General features: G+C 67.0%; 13 protein-coding genes. 7 read left to right on the forward strand and 6 right to left on the reverse strand.

Going from position 1 to position 12678, the window contains the following annotated elements:
• Positions 1-49 precede the first annotated feature (49 nt).
• From CBM2588_RS06210 to CBM2588_RS06235, 6 genes are all read right to left on the reverse strand, one after another.
• Positions 50-1027 (reverse strand): UDP-2,3-diacylglucosamine diphosphatase, encoded by a 978-nt coding sequence (locus tag CBM2588_RS06210; protein ID WP_115679811.1) that lies wholly within the window; start codon positions 1025-1027, stop codon positions 50-52.
• 129 nt (positions 1028-1156) lie between these two features.
• A complete protein-coding gene (locus CBM2588_RS06215) occupies positions 1157-2137 on the reverse strand; it encodes an esterase/lipase family protein (protein ID WP_115679812.1) in 981 nt (326 codons plus the stop codon).
• A complete protein-coding gene (locus CBM2588_RS06220; RefSeq protein WP_115681422.1) occupies positions 2134-2667 on the reverse strand; it encodes an RDD family protein in 534 nt (177 codons plus the stop codon). The genes CBM2588_RS06215 and CBM2588_RS06220 overlap by 4 nt, the downstream gene beginning before the upstream one ends.
• A gap of 119 nt (positions 2668-2786) precedes the next feature.
• Positions 2787-3584, reverse strand: a complete 798-nt coding sequence (locus CBM2588_RS06225) for a DUF3106 domain-containing protein (protein WP_115679813.1) — start codon at positions 3582-3584, stop codon at positions 2787-2789.
• A gap of 1 nt (position 3585) precedes the next feature.
• Positions 3586-4017 carry a DUF3619 family protein gene (locus CBM2588_RS06230; RefSeq protein ID WP_115679814.1) on the reverse strand — a complete coding sequence of 144 codons (432 nt, stop codon included), beginning with the start codon at positions 4015-4017 and terminating at the stop codon, positions 3586-3588.
• Complete coding sequence (locus CBM2588_RS06235) at positions 4014-4583, reverse strand: RNA polymerase sigma factor (protein ID WP_115679815.1); 570 nt, start codon at positions 4581-4583, stop codon at positions 4014-4016. The genes CBM2588_RS06230 and CBM2588_RS06235 overlap by 4 nt, the downstream gene beginning before the upstream one ends.
• A 379-nt stretch (positions 4584-4962) precedes the next feature.
• Here CBM2588_RS06235 and CBM2588_RS06240 point away from each other — a divergent pair, with 379 nt between their 5' ends.
• The 7 genes from CBM2588_RS06240 to CBM2588_RS06270 all read left to right on the forward strand — a co-directional run bounded on the left by CBM2588_RS06240 (position 4963) and on the right by CBM2588_RS06270 (position 12649).
• Positions 4963-6726: an acetolactate synthase 3 catalytic subunit gene (locus tag CBM2588_RS06240; RefSeq protein ID WP_111519551.1), complete on the forward strand. Its 1764-nt coding sequence runs from the start codon at positions 4963-4965 to the stop codon at positions 6724-6726.
• Positions 6727-7218 carry an acetolactate synthase small subunit gene (gene ilvN / locus CBM2588_RS06245; protein ID WP_012352317.1) on the forward strand — a complete coding sequence of 164 codons (492 nt, stop codon included), beginning with the start codon at positions 6727-6729 and terminating at the stop codon, positions 7216-7218.
• Between the two features lie 117 nt (positions 7219-7335).
• On the forward strand, positions 7336-8352 hold the full coding sequence (gene ilvC, locus CBM2588_RS06250) for a ketol-acid reductoisomerase (RefSeq protein WP_012352318.1): 1017 nt from the start codon (positions 7336-7338) through the stop codon (positions 8350-8352).
• A 248-nt stretch (positions 8353-8600) separates the two neighbouring features.
• Complete coding sequence (locus CBM2588_RS06255; protein WP_092314072.1) at positions 8601-9251, forward strand: phosphatidylserine decarboxylase; 651 nt, start codon at positions 8601-8603, stop codon at positions 9249-9251.
• Between the two features lie 25 nt (positions 9252-9276).
• Entirely contained in the window at positions 9277-10158 is an 882-nt protein-coding gene (gene pssA / locus CBM2588_RS06260) for a CDP-diacylglycerol--serine O-phosphatidyltransferase (protein ID WP_115679816.1), read from the forward strand.
• Between the two features lie 118 nt (positions 10159-10276).
• A complete protein-coding gene (gene lysM / locus CBM2588_RS06265; protein WP_062797740.1) occupies positions 10277-10780 on the forward strand; it encodes a peptidoglycan-binding protein LysM in 504 nt (167 codons plus the stop codon).
• A gap of 327 nt (positions 10781-11107) precedes the next feature.
• Entirely contained in the window at positions 11108-12649 is a 1542-nt protein-coding gene (locus CBM2588_RS06270) for a 2-isopropylmalate synthase (RefSeq protein WP_115679817.1), read from the forward strand.
• The last annotated feature ends 29 nt before the right edge of the window (positions 12650-12678 follow it).

Here is a 12678-nt window from a genome sequence, read left to right on the forward strand (position 1 = left end):
GATGGCGCCGGGCAGATGGCGCCACGCGGAAAAACGTTACCGGCGCGGCTCAACCGGCCACGGCAGCGCGGCGCCGGCGGCGCATGGCGGGCGCGGGCGCGTCGAGCAGCCTGGTCCAGTAGACGATCTTCAGTTCGCCTTCGAGGGTTTCGACCAGTGCCGACAGGCTTTCAACCCAGTCGCCGTCGTTGCAGTAGAGCTGGCCGTTGACCTCGCGGATCTCGGCCTTGTGGATATGGCCGCAGACCACGCCGTCGCAGCCGCGGCGGCGCGCCTCGTCGACCATCGCGCTCTCGAACGCGCCGATGTAGTTGACTGCGTTCTTGACCTGGTGCTTCAGGTACTGCGACAGCGACCAGTACGGAAAGCCCAGGCGCGCGCGCAGCCGGTTGAAGTGCCGGTTGAGCGCCAGGATCATGGTGTAGAGCGAATCGCCCAGATAGGCCAGCCAGCGCGCGTGCTGCACCACGCCGTCGAACAGGTCGCCGTGCACCACCCACAGGCGGCGCCCGGTGGCGGTGACGTGGATCGCCTCCTCGCGCACGGTGATGTCGCCGAAGGCCATGCCGTCGAACTGGCGCGCGGCCTCGTCGTGGTTGCCGGGCACATAGATCACCTCGGTCCCCTTGCGCGCCTTGCGCAGCAGCTTCTGCACCACGTCGTTGTGGCTTTGCGGCCAGTACCAGCCGCGGCGCAGCTGCCAGCCGTCGATGATGTCGCCGACCAGGTAGAGCTGGTCGGATTCGTTGTGCTTGAGGAAATCCAGCAGGTAGTCGGCCTGGCAGCCGGGCGTCCCGAGGTGGATGTCAGACAGCCAGATGGCGCGGTAGCGCTGGATCGGGTGCGGCTCGGGGGGATAGGTTTCCTGCGCTTCGCGCGGCGGCGCCAGCGCGGCGCCATCGAGTGCCGGCGCCATGAAGGCGCTCACCGGCGCGGCGGGGCCGCTGTCAGCGCTGCGGCGCAGCCATGGCGCCAGTTGCGAGGCCTTCGACAGATACCCGCGGGCAGATCGGATTGCTTGCACCATGCCAGTCCCGGTTGCGGCGATGGCTGCATTCAGCCATTAAGCAATGACGCGACGGTGACGAAAACATGACTGACATGTGAATCGTTGCGGCTGCGGGACAGCCGCTGCATGGGCCGACTCGCGGCCAGCTCAGAGGCCGCGCGCGGACAGCTCTGCCAGTGCGTCGAGCACGGCACGCTCGGCGGCGGGATGGCGCAGCAGCGACACATGGCCGATGCCGGACAGCGGGATATGGCCGGCGCCGTCGAGCCAGCCGGTGCAGGGCGGGCCCGCGATCGAATCATGCCAGCTGAAGATCGAGATCATGCGCGCGCGCAGCCGCGGCGTTTCGGCGGCCGCGAGCGCGCGCAGCCAGGGGCTGCCGCAGCGCATCTGGCGCGCATTGTGGCCGCCGCCAAAGCGCGCCAGCGCACTGCCGTGGTGCGGGCTGCCCAGCGTCACGATGCCGGCGCAGAGGTCCTCGTCGCCGGCCAGTTGCAGCGCGGCGCGCGCGGCCAGGCCGCCCATGCTGTGGCACAGCAGCAGCGGCGCGCGCCCGCTTTCGGCGCGGATGCGCCGCATCGCGGCCAGCAGCGCGCGGGCGTAGTCGTCGATGTCGCCGAACACGGGCTCCAGGTCGATCCCGTGGCAGCGGTAGCCGGCGGCGGCCAGCGCCGGCTGCATGTCGAGCCAGATCGCCTGGCCGCAGGCATAGCCATGGACCAGCAGCACCGGCGGGGCATCGCGGCCGGGCCGGGCAGGATCGGCCGGCGCAAACGGTGCCCGTGCGCGGAAGGGCTGCAGCCAGTCGAACATGCGCAGCACCGCCAGGCATTCGGTTGCGTAGCAGCGCAACGCCTCCGCCGGTCGCAGCGGCCGGCGGGTGGCGGCAAGTTCGGCGGGCGGCGCGGGCGGGTGGTCGCCGCGTGCGACCCACAGGCCGCGCCCGCTCAGCGCGAAGGCGATGGCAATGCCGGCGGCGAAGCCGCCCAGGATCAGCCCCGCGCCGGCGGCGAGCGCACCGGGCCACGGCCAGGCGGCGGTGCGAACCAGCGCCGCGGCAATGCCCAGCGCCGCGGCCGCCTGCGCGGTCACGGCGACGCGGCGGATGCCGGCGGCGCCGAGGCTCATGGCCTGGTGCGCAGGTCGGTCAGGCGCGTGCCGGCCAGGCGGTCGTGCAGGAACTGGCGGCGCGGATCCAGCCAGGCCAGCAGGATCCAGACCAGCAGGCCGGCGCACAGCACGCCGACGAAGGGGCCCTTGACCAGCCCGAGCAGATGGCCGACGGCAGCCGACGGCGGCAGCCACAGCCACGCCAGCACGTAGCGCAGCGCCGCCTGCGGCCAGCGCGGCGGCAACCCGGCGGCGTTTTCGACGCGCATGCGCCAGGTCTGCATCGCCAGGGTCTGGCCGTTGCGCTGCCAGAACCAGGTGAAATACAGCCCCATCACCAGGAAGCTCCACAGCTGGATCACCAGCGGCCCGTCCGCGCCCAGCTTCTGCAGCAGCGGCCGCACCAGCAGGTAGGCGGCGGTCGAGGCGCTCAGCACGCCGAACAGCAGCACGCCTTCATAAAGCATGCAGGCGATGCGGCGGCGCAGCGGCGGTGCGGCCGGCGCGGACGCGGCAGGGGGTACGGGGTCGAGGGTGGCAGCGGGCATCGATGGCGGTCTGAACAGGGCGCCGGCGCGCGGCATGCGGGTGCCGGTGCGGGCCTGGCGAAGCTGGCCCGCGTGCGCTGGCCGGCCTCAAACGGCCATTATGCCAAATGGCCTGCGAATTACTGGCGCACGGTCGCGTCGGACGCCGCGGCCGTCGCTTCGGTGGTGGCCTGGGCTGCCGCGGTGGCCGGCGCGCTGGCCGCGGGAAGCGCGGCGCTTGCGGGCGTTGCCGGAGTGGCAGCGGCGGGGGCGGACGCCGCGGCCACGGCAGTTGCCGCGGCTGCGGGCAGCGCCGCACCCTCGCTGGCCGGGTGGGCAGCGTGGCCCGCCCCCGCCTTGTGTTCATGGCGCAGCTGGCGGCTGGTGTCGCTGGGCAGGCGCTTGCCGCTGGGCAGCGCGCTGACGGCGCCGGGGCGGCGCGGCACGTGGTCGGCGGCGGCCAGCTTCTTCTTCTGCTCTTCAGGCAACTGCTGGTACTTGTCCCAGGCCTCGGCCTTCTTCTCGGTCGGCAGCGAGCGGGTGATCTGGTAGTTTTCGCGCGCCAGCCGGCGTTGCTGCGGAGTCATCCTGACCCACTCCGCCATGCGCGCCTCCAGCCGGGCCTGCTCGGCCGGCGAATATTTCGGATAGCGCGCGGCGATGCGCAGCCACTTGTGGCGGTTCAGCTCCGGCAGGCTGTCCCACAGCGGCTGCAGCGGCGCCAGGATGCGCTGGTTGACGGGGCTCAGGTCGGCCCAGGCGGGCTTGGCGCCGACCGGCTGGGCCGGGTGGGGGGCGGTGGCTCCGACTGCCGCGGAAGCGCCCTGTGCCTGGGCCGGCGCGGGAAGCAGCCCCCAACACGCGGCCGCGCCGACGCCGGCCAGCAGGGCGGCCAGCCGGCGGCGCAGGACGTCGGGGCGGGGAAGCGGGGGCGCCATGCTATTGCCCGTGCTTCAGGAACACGTGGAAGCCCTCGTCGGCATAGGCCGTGGGCGGCAGGTCATCGAGCAGCATGGCGGCGTCGATATCGGCCAGCTCCTCGATGCGCTTCTGCTCCTGCCAGTGGTAGATGCCCACCAGGCCGGCGCCCAGCGCGGCCAGCGTCCAGACCAGCCCCAGCCGGCGCAGCCAGGCGCCGGCGCGATGCAGCGGCGAGGCGTCGTCGTCGAACAGCGGCGCGTGCGCGCCCGGCATGGCAAGCTGCGGCACCAGCACGGGCGCCTCGGCCTTCTTGCGGGCGACCGCCATCCGGCGCGCGGCGGCGAGCCGTTCGGAAATGTCGGCCGGCAAGGCCTCGGCGCCGGCGTCGAGTGCCGCGCGAACCTCATGCGCAAACCGGCGCTCGCGGATTTCTTTGTCGTTTCGGCTCATAGTCGGACCCCCCGTGCGCGCAGGGCCTGCGCAAGTGTATGCGTGGCACGGGAACAGTGCGTCTTGACGCTGCCTTCGGAACAGCCCATCACGGCCGCGGTTTCGGCGACGTCCATATCTTCCCAGTAACGCATCAGGAATGCCTGGCGTTGACGCGTGGGCAGGCGCTGGATCTCCTGCTCGATGATGTGCATGACCTGGGCGCGCTCGACCTTGTCGGCGCTGCTTTCGGCCGATTCCGAGCCGACCTGCGCCTCGAGCGTCTCCAGCAGGTCGCTGTCGTCGCCGCCGTCGCGGTCGTCGCGCAGGCTGGAAAACAGCGAGACCCAGGTATTGCGCACCTTCTGGCGTCGGAACCAGTCATGGATGGTGTTCTGCAGGATGCGCTGGAACAGCGGTGCGAGTTCCGCGGCGCCCTTGTCGCCATATTTTTCGGCCAGCTTGATCATGGCATCCTGGACGATGTCCAGCGCCGCCTCGTCGTCGCGGACGGCGAATACGGCCTGCTTGAAGGCGCGCCGCTCGACGCTGGCAAGAAAGGCGGACAGTTCCTGGTCGGTGGCCATTCAGGCGGTTGGGGCTTGTTGCGCCGGGACCAAGTGCCCGGTTCTGGTGAATGTGCTGCCGGGGGCGCGCGGCGCCCCAATGTGCTGGGATGCTAGCAAAATTTCGCCGCGCTGTACCGTTTTGTATGGCGGGACATACATGGCGCGGGGTCAAAAGTTTTTGCAAATCCGGGGAACTTGCCGATGCCGGCGGCGTAAACAACCGTAGACCGCGCTGGTGCATTGCAGTATCATCGACGGTTCACACGACATCAGTGGTTGTCTCATCCGGCCGCTTATGAGGCGGTCTTCCATGCAGACGCGCACCGCTTGAACCCGAGCCACAAGTTCGGCAGAGAGCATCCAAACAATTTTTTGCCGAAAATTGCAAAGGACTGAAATGAACATGCCCAGCGCGGAATTCTCCCACGCCGATAGCAATTCATCTGCCGCACCCGAAATGATCGGGGCGGAAATTCTCGTTCACGCACTTGCCGAAGAAGGCGTCGAGTACGTCTGGGGCTATCCCGGCGGCGCAGTGCTGTATATCTACGACGAGCTCCACAAGCAAACCAAGTTCGAGCACATCCTGGTGCGCCACGAGCAGGCCGCGGTCCATGCCGCGGATGGCTACGCACGCGCAACCGGCAAGGTGGGCGTCGCCCTGGTGACCTCGGGTCCCGGCGTGACCAATGCCGTCACCGGCATCGCCACCGCGTACCTCGACTCGATCCCGATGGTGGTGATCACCGGCAACGTGCCGACCCACGCCATCGGCCAGGACGCCTTCCAGGAGTGCGACACCGTCGGCATCACGCGCCCGATCGTCAAGCACAACTTCCTGGTGAAGGACGTGCGCGACCTCGCCGCGACCATCAAGAAGGCGTTCTTCATTGCCTCGACCGGCCGTCCCGGCCCGGTGGTGGTCGACATCCCCAAGGATGTCTCGCGCAATGCCTGCAAGTACGAGTACCCCAAGTCGATCGACATGCGCTCGTACAACCCGGTCAACAAGGGCCACTCGGGCCAGATCCGCAAGGCCGTGGCGCTGCTGCAGAACGCCGAGCGCCCGTACATCTACAGCGGCGGCGGCGTGGTGCTGGCCAATGCCAGCGACGAGCTGCGCCAGCTGGCGGCGCTGACCGGCCACCCGGTGACCAACACCCTGATGGGCCTGGGCGCGTTCCCCGGCACCCACAAGCAGTTCGTCGGCATGCTCGGCATGCACGGCACGTATGAAGCCAACATGGCCATGCAGAACTGCGACGTGCTGATCGCCATCGGGGCCCGCTTCGACGACCGCGTGATCGGCAACCCGTCGCACTTCACCTCGCAGGCGCGCAAGATCATCCATATCGACATCGATCCGTCGTCGATTTCCAAGCGCGTCAAGGTCGATATCCCCATCGTCGGCAACGTCAAGGACGTGCTGCAGGAACTGATCGCCCAGATCAAGGCCAGCGACGTCAAGCCCAAGCGCGAGGCGCTGGCCAGGTGGTGGGAGCAGATCGAGCAATGGCGTTCGGTCGACTGCCTCAAGTACGACCGCAGCTCCGAGATCATCAAGCCGCAGTACGTGGTGGAAAAGATCTGGGAACTGACCCACGGCGACGCCTTCATCTGCTCCGACGTCGGCCAGCACCAGATGTGGGCGGCGCAGTTCTACAAGTTCAACGAGCCGCGCCGCTGGATCAACTCCGGCGGCCTGGGCACGATGGGCGTGGGCCTGCCGTACGCGATGGGCATCAAGAAGGCGTTCCCGGAGAAGGAAGTCGTCACCATCACCGGTGAAGGCTCGATCCAGATGTGCATCCAGGAACTGTCGACCTGCCTGCAGTACGACACCCCGGTGAAGATCTGTTCGCTCAACAACGGCTACCTCGGGATGGTTCGCCAGTGGCAGGAGATCGAGTACGACAACCGCTACTCCCATTCCTACATGGATGCGCTGCCTGATTTCGTCAAGCTGGCCGAGGCCTATGGCCACGTCGGCATGCGCGTCGAAAAGAGCTCCGACGTCGAGCCGGCGCTGCGCGAGGCGTTCCGCCTGAAGGACCGTACCGTGTTCCTGGACTTCCAGACCGATCCCACCGAAAACGTCTGGCCGATGGTCCAGGCCGGCAAGGGCATTTCCGAAATGCTGCTCGGCGCGGAGGACCTGTAAATGCGACACATCATTTCGGTCCTGCTGGAAAACGAAGCTGGTGCGCTGTCGCGCGTGGTGGGCCTGTTCTCGGCCCGCGGCTACAACATCGAGACGCTGACCGTGGCGCCGACCGAGGACTCCTCGCTGTCGCGCATGACCATCGTCACCACTGGTTCGGATGACGTGATTGAGCAGATCACCAAGCACCTGAACCGCCTGGTCGAAGTGGTCAAGGTGGTCGACCTGACCGAAGGCGCGCACATCGAGCGCGAGCTGATGCTCGTCAAGGTGCGCGCGGTCGGCAAGGAGCGCGAGGAAATGAAGCGCACCGCCGACATCTTCCGCGGCCGCATCATCGATGTCACCGAGAAGACCTACACCATCGAGCTGACCGGCAACGGCGTCAAGCTCGATGCGTTCCTGGACGCGATCGACCGTACCGCCATCCTCGAGACCGTCCGCACCGGCGGCTCGGGCATCGGCCGCGGCGAGCGCATCCTGAAGGTCTGATCCGGCGCCGACCGCACAGGTTCAAGCAGTATCCCCGGGCGGCGCGATCCGTGCGCACACAATGCGCGCGAGGATGCCGCCCCCCTCATATAAAAGACAGAGATTGAAGGATTTATCATGAAAGTGTTTTACGACAAGGACGCCGACCTCTCGCTGATCAAGGGCAAGAACGTCACCATCATCGGCTACGGCTCGCAGGGCCATGCCCACGCGCTGAACCTGAAGGATTCGGGCGTCAACGTGACCGTCGGCCTGCGCAAGAGCGGCGCGTCGTGGAACAAGGCCGTCAACGCCGGCCTGCAGGTCAAGGAAGTGGCCGAGGCTGTCAAGAACGCCGACGTGGTCATGATCCTGCTGCCGGACGAGCAGATCGCCGACGTGTACAAGAACGAAGTGCACGCCAACATCAAGGAAGGCGCCGCGCTGGCCTTCGCCCACGGCTTCAACGTGCACTACGGTGCGGTGATCCCGCGCGCCGACCTGGACGTGATCATGATCGCGCCGAAGGCCCCGGGCCACACCGTGCGCGCCACCTACACCCAAGGTGGCGGCGTGCCGCACCTGATCGCCGTGCACCAGAACAAGTCCGGCGCCGCCCGTGACATCGCGCTGTCGTACGCCACCGCCAACGGCGGCGGCCGTGCCGGCATCATCGAGACCAACTTCCGCGAAGAAACCGAAACCGACCTGTTCGGCGAGCAGGCCGTGCTGTGCGGCGGCACCGTCGAGCTGATCAAGGCTGGCTTCGAGACCCTGGTGGAAGCCGGCTACGCGCCGGAAATGGCCTACTTCGAGTGCCTGCACGAACTGAAGCTGATCGTCGACCTGATCTACGAAGGCGGCATCGCCAACATGAACTACTCGATCTCCAACAACGCCGAATATGGCGAATACGTCACCGGTCCGCGCGTGGTGACCGAGGAGACCAAGAAGGCGATGAAGCAGTGCCTGAAGGACATCCAGACCGGCGAATACGCCAAGAGCTTCCTGCTCGAGAACAAGGCCGGCGCCCCGACGCTGATCTCGCGCCGCCGCCTGAACGCCGAGCACGAAATCGAAGTGGTGGGCGAGAAGCTGCGCGCGATGATGCCGTGGATCGCCAAGAACAAGATGGTCGACCAGTCGAAGAACTGATCGCCAGCGCTGCCTGATGGCCCGCGCCGCACGGCGGCGGGCCGAAGCCGTTCAGCGTTCCGTGCCTTGCCCTTCTATCATCGGAAGGGGATTGCCGGGACCTGAACGGCTTTTTGTTATCCTTGTCGAACTTTTCGGGCAAGGCGTGCCGGATGCTGCTCCCCGCGGCGGCCGGCAGGGGGCGCGGCACGTGCGTGCCGCGGCCGGGCCGCCTTGCTCTGGCCTGTATCCACCGAAACACGTACTGCATGAACTATCCTCATCCGCTGATCGCCCGTGAAGGCTGGCCATTCCTGGCCGGCGCCTTTGTCATCTCGCTGCTGGTGCACGCCAGCGCGGGCTTCTGGTGGGCGCTGCCGCTGTGGATCATCACGGTGTTCGTGCTGCAGTTCTTCCGCGATCCGCCGCGTCCGATCCCGTCGCAGCCCAACGCCGTGCTGGCCCCGGCCGACGGCCGCATCGTCGTGGTCGAGAAGACCATGGACCCGTACGCCAAGCGCGAGGCGCTGAAGATCAGCGTCTTCATGAACGTCTTCAACGTGCACTCGAACCGCGTCTCGGTCGACGGCGCGGTGGAGAAGGTCGAGTACTTTCCCGGCAAGTTCGTCAATGCCGACCTCGACAAGGCCTCGACCGAAAACGAGCGCAACGCGGTGCTGATCCGGCGCGCGGCCGACGGCCAGCTGGTGACGCTGGTGCAGGTGGCGGGCCTGGTGGCGCGCCGCATCCTGTGCTACACCAAGGCCGGCGACAACCTCTCGCGCGGCCAGCGCTACGGCTTTATCCGCTTCGGCTCGCGCGTCGACGTGTACCTGCCGCTCGACGCACGCCCGCGCGTGACCATCGGCGAGAAGGTGTCGGCCTCGTCGACCATCCTTGCCGAACTCGACGTGCAGTGAGCGGCGGCCTGACCGGAGGACAGTGATGGTTGCCTTCCATCGACGTAACAAGCGCAGCGGCAGCGGCAACGTGACCCACCTGCGGCCGTTCCGCCACAACCAGCTGCGCGGCGCCGACGACGACTTCGACGACGAAGCCGTCGACGACCACGATATCGCCTACCAGCGCCCGCGCCGGCGCGGCATCTACCTGCTGCCCAACGCCTTCACCACGGCGGCGCTGTTCGCCGGCTTCTTCGCCATCGTGCAGGCGATGAACATGCGCTTCGACGCTGCCGCCATCGCCATCTTCGCGGCCATGGTGCTCGATGGCATGGACGGGCGCGTGGCGCGCATCACCAATACGCAAAGCGCGTTCGGCGAGCAGTATGACTCGCTCTCGGACATGACCTCGTTCGGCGTCGCGCCGGCGCTGGTGATGTACGAATGGATCCTGCATGACCTGGGCAAGTGGGGCTGGATAGCAGCCTTTGTCTACTGCACCTGTGCGGCACTGCGCCTGGCGCGTTTCAATGCCAATATCGGCGTCATCGACAAGCGCTTCTTCCAGGGTTTGCCGAGCCCGGCCGCGGCGGCGCTGGTGGCCGGCTTCGTCTGGCTGGTGATCGACAACAAGCTGCCGGTCAAGGAGCTGTGGATGCCGTGGGTGGCGTTCGGCATCACGCTGTACGCGGGGCTGTCAATGGTGTCAAACGCGCCGTTCTACAGCGGCAAGGCCCTCGACGTGCGCTACCGCGTGCCGTTCGGCATGATGGTGCTGGTCCTGGTGCTGTTCGTGGTGGTCTCGACCGATCCGCCGGTGGCGCTGTTCGGGCTGTTCGTGGCCTACGCGATTTCGGGCTATGTGCTGTGGGCCTGGCGGGCCATGCATGGCAAGCCGGCGCTCGAGAAGAAGCCGCGGGAATAAATCGCAGAAGGGCGCTCAGGCGCCCTTCATGCTTTGCGGGATTCACCATTGTTTTCATGCCGCGGCCATCCGGGCGTGGCACTCTGCAGTGTTTTCCACCCACCGTCAGGAGGATGTCATGGGCATGTTCGACTTCATCAAGGAAGCGGGAGAAAAGCTGTTCGGCACCGGCGAGGCCAAGGCCGCGCAGGCAGCGGCCGCGGCGGATGCATCGGCGGAGAAGGTCGATGCCGCCAATCGCGCCGCGGGCGACGCGATCGAGGCCTATATCAGGAAGATGGGGCTGGACGCGACCGGGCTGATGGTGCAGGTCGACGGCTCGCAGGGCCTCGTCACGGTGTTCGGCGTGGCGCCCGACCAGGCCACGCGCGAGAAGATCATCCTGTGCGCCGGCAATGTCGAGGGCGTGGACAAGGTCGAGGACAAGATGTCGGTCAACGTCGAGTCGGCCGAGTCGCAATGGCATACCGTGGTCAAGGGCGACACGCTGTGGGCGATCGCGCAGGCCGCCTACGGCAACGGCGCCGAGTACAACAAGATCTTCGAGGCCAACAAGCCGATGCTGAGCCACCCGGACAAGATCTATCCGGGCCAGAAGCTGCGCATCCCGCCCAAGGGCTGAAGCCTTCGCCGGCGGCGCGTGCGGCAAAACCCTGTGTTGCGCGTGCGCGCCAAGTCGGCTATAGTCGCTGCCATGATTTCGCGCCAAGTCCTAATCGCCCGCACCACCCTAGGTGGCCTACTAGGCTATCAGGTCGGGACGCGCGCGCGCTAAGGACGGACTTACCCCTTAGCGCGGAATCCGCAAGGAATTTTCCAACGCCCCGGCCTGCTCCATGCACGCCGGGGCGTTTTGCATTCCACAGCCGTGGAGCGCGGAACAGGCGGTAAAGCCCCGGACGCAGCATGCCGGGGACAGCACACCATAAGCAATCAGGAGCTCCACACCATGTCTGACAAACTCATCATTTTCGACACCACCTTGCGTGACGGCGAGCAGTCGCCCGGCGCATCGATGACGCGCGAGGAAAAGATCCGCATCGCGCGCCAGCTGGAGCGCCTGAAGGTCGATGTGATCGAGGCCGGTTTCGCCGCGAGCTCCAACGGCGACTTCGAGGCGATCCGCTCGATCGCACAGGTGGTCAAGGACTCCACCATCTGCTCGCTGGCCCGCGCCAACGACAAGGACATCGCCCGTGCCGCCGAGGCGCTGAAGCCGGCCAACTCGTTCCGTATCCACACCTTCATCGCCACCTCCGCGCTGCACATGGAGAAGAAGCTGCGCATGACGCCGGACCAGGTGTACGAGCAGGCGCGCCTGGCGGTGCGCTTTGCGCGTCAGTTCACCGACGATATCGAGTTCTCGCCGGAAGACGGGAGCCGCTCGGACATGGATTTCCTTTGCCGCGTGCTCGAAGGCGTGATCGCAGAAGGCGCGACCACCATCAACCTGCCCGATACGGTGGGCTACGCCGTGCCGGAAGGCTATGCCGGGCTGATCCGCTCGGTACGCGAGCGCATTCCCAACTCGGACAAGGCGGTCTGGTCGGTGCACTGCCATAACGACCTCGGCATGGCCGTGGCCAATTCGCTGGCGGCGGTCAAGCTCGGCGGCGCGCGCCAGATCGAATGCACCATCAATGGCCTGGGCGAGCGGGCCGGCAACACTAGCCTGGAAGAAGTGGTGATGGCGGTGAAGACGCGCCGCGACTATTTCGACCTCGACGTCGGCGTCGACACCACGCAGATCGTGCCGGCTTCGAAGCTGGTGTCGCAGATCACCGGTTTCGTGGTGCAGCCGAACAAGGCCGTGGTCGGCGCCAACGCCTTCGCGCATGCCTCGGGCATCCACCAGGATGGCGTGCTCAAGGCGCGCGACACCTACGAGATCATGCGCGCGGAGGACGTGGGCTGGACCGCCAACAAGATCGTGCTGGGCAAGCTGTCGGGCCGCAATGCCTTCAAGCAGCGACTGCAGGAGCTGGGCATCGAGCTCGACAGCGAGAGCGAGGTCAACGCCGCCTTCGCGCGCTTCAAGGAGCTGGCCGACCAGAAGGCCGAGATCTTCGACGAGGACATCGTCGCCATCGTCTCGAACGAGGCCCAGCATGACGCCAACGAACACTTCCGCTTTATCTCGCTGTCGCAGCGCTCCGAGACCGGCGAGCGTCCGCATGCGCGCGTGGTGTTCAGCATGGACGGCCAGGAGCAGAGCGGCGAGGGCGAGGGCAACGGCCCGGTCGACGCCACCCTGCATGCGATCGAATCGCGCGTGGCCAGCGGCGCCGAGATGGTGCTGTATTCGGTGAACGCCATCACCGGCGGCACCGAGGCCCAGGGCGAAGTCACGGTGCGCCTGTCCAAGGCCGGCCGCATCGTCAACGGCGTGGGTACCGACCCGGATATCGTCGCGGCCTCGGCCAAGGCCTACCTGGCCGCGCTGAACAAGCTGCACGACAAGGCCGTGCAGAAGATCAACCCGCAGATCTGACCCTGACTCCTGCGCAGACGGCGGAAGGC

The organism is Cupriavidus taiwanensis (assembly GCF_900250075.1).
GTDB classification, from domain to species: domain Bacteria; phylum Pseudomonadota; class Gammaproteobacteria; order Burkholderiales; family Burkholderiaceae; genus Cupriavidus; species Cupriavidus taiwanensis_C.